Below are 1625 nucleotides of genomic sequence, written 5' to 3' on the forward strand. Positions count from 1 at the left end.
AGATTGGCCTCGGTGATCGGGCAGAGACCGGCGATGGCCCCGCTTTTGGCCATGGCGACGGTTTCCGCATCGGTCATGTGAGTGGCGTGGATCAGGCACCAGCGCTTGTCGACTTTGGCATGGCCAAGCAGAAATTCGACCGGCCGCGCGCCCGACCAGGCAAGGCAATCCTCGACTTCCTTCACCTGCTCGGCAATGTGGATGTGGATAGGCCCATCCGGCACCATCTCGGCCACCTCAATCAGTTCTTCCGGTGTCGCCGCGCGCAAACTGTGCGGGGCAACGCCGACAACCGCTTGATTCAAAGTGCGAACGCATTCCCGGCTTTTCTCAACAAGCCGCGAGAACCGATTCACATCGTTGATGAATCGCCGCTGGCCTTCGTTTGGCGCGGCACCGCCGAAAGACGAATGTGCGTAAAACACCGGCAGCAGCGTCAGGCCGATGCCCGTTTCGCCGGCCGCGGCCGCAATGCGCTCGGCCATCTCGGCGAGGTTGGCGTAGGGTTTTCCATCGCGGTCGTGATGCAGATAGTGAAATTCGCCGACGCGTGAAAAACCGGCCTCCAGCATCTCGACATAGAGCTGCGCTGCAACCGCCTCGACCTGATCGGGCGTCATCGACAGGGCGAAACGGTACATCACCTCGCGCCAGCTCCAGAAACTGTCGGCGGAGGGGCCGCGAAGCTCGGCAAGGCCGGCCATGCCGCGCTGGAAGGCGTGACTGTGCAGGTTGGGCATGCCGGGCAACAGGATCGCGTGGCGTTCGTCGTCGGCTACCGCTGCGGCACCAGGCTGAACGGCTGTAATGCGTCCCTCGGCCAAGGTGAGCCGCACATTGTCGTGCCAGCCATTGGGAAGGAGTGCCTGCTCCGCGAAGATATCAGTCACTTTTCTCTCCGGTTCTCTGTCTCTCATGCGATGATGGCACTTGCAGCGCGTTTCAATATGTATATACATAATCACCATCGATTGAAACGGAAAAGATGATGGCCGCAGAGAGCAAAAGCCGGGCAGGGGGTCTTCGTCTGTGGCGCAATGCGCGCCTGGCGACCATGGCCGAAAGTTCTGCGGGACTTGGCATCGTCGAACAGGGCGCGATCGCTGCGCGGGATGGCCGCATAGTGTACGCCGGTCCCGAAGCGGAGCTGCCCTCAACACTTGCCCAGGGCGCTGAGACGGTCGATTGCGAGGGCCGCTGGATCACGCCCGGCCTGATCGACTGCCATACCCATCTGGTCCATGCCGGCAACCGCGCCAACGAATTCGAGATGCGGCTGGCCGGCGCCACCTATGAAGAAGTCGCCAGAGCCGGCGGCGGCATTGTCTCGTCGGTCAAGTCGCTGCGTGCAGCCAGCGAGAGCGAGTTGGTCGCGCAGTCATTGCCTCGTCTCGACGCGCTGATCGCCGAAGGCGTAACCACCGTGGAGGTAAAGTCGGGCTACGGCCTCGATCTCGAAAACGAAAAGAAGTCGCTGCGTGCGGCCCGCCAATTGGGTGAACGGCGGCCGGTGACGATCCGCACGACTTTCCTCGGCGCCCACGCGCTGCCGCCGGAAGCTAGGGGCGACAAGGACGCTTTCATCGATCTGGTCGCCAAAGAAATTCTCCCGGCGGTTGCCGCCG

General features: G+C 62.5%; 1 protein-coding gene and 1 pseudogene. One reads left to right on the top strand and one right to left on the bottom strand.

The window, feature by feature from the left end; genetic code table 11:
* The coding region (gene hutF / locus EN993_RS35555; RefSeq protein ID WP_127266215.1) for a formimidoylglutamate deiminase at positions 1-890 on the bottom strand (890 nt) is incomplete at its 3' end.
* Positions 891-988: 98 nt separating this feature from the next.
* On the opposite strand from hutF, the pseudogene EN993_RS35560 reads away from it, so the two are divergent.
* Positions 989-1625: pseudogene (locus tag EN993_RS35560) on the top strand (imidazolonepropionase); the annotation flags it as partial.

Origin of the sequence: Mesorhizobium sp. M7D.F.Ca.US.004.01.2.1 (assembly GCF_003997785.1) — a bacterium.
GTDB classification, from domain to species: domain Bacteria; phylum Pseudomonadota; class Alphaproteobacteria; order Rhizobiales; family Rhizobiaceae; genus Mesorhizobium; species Mesorhizobium loti.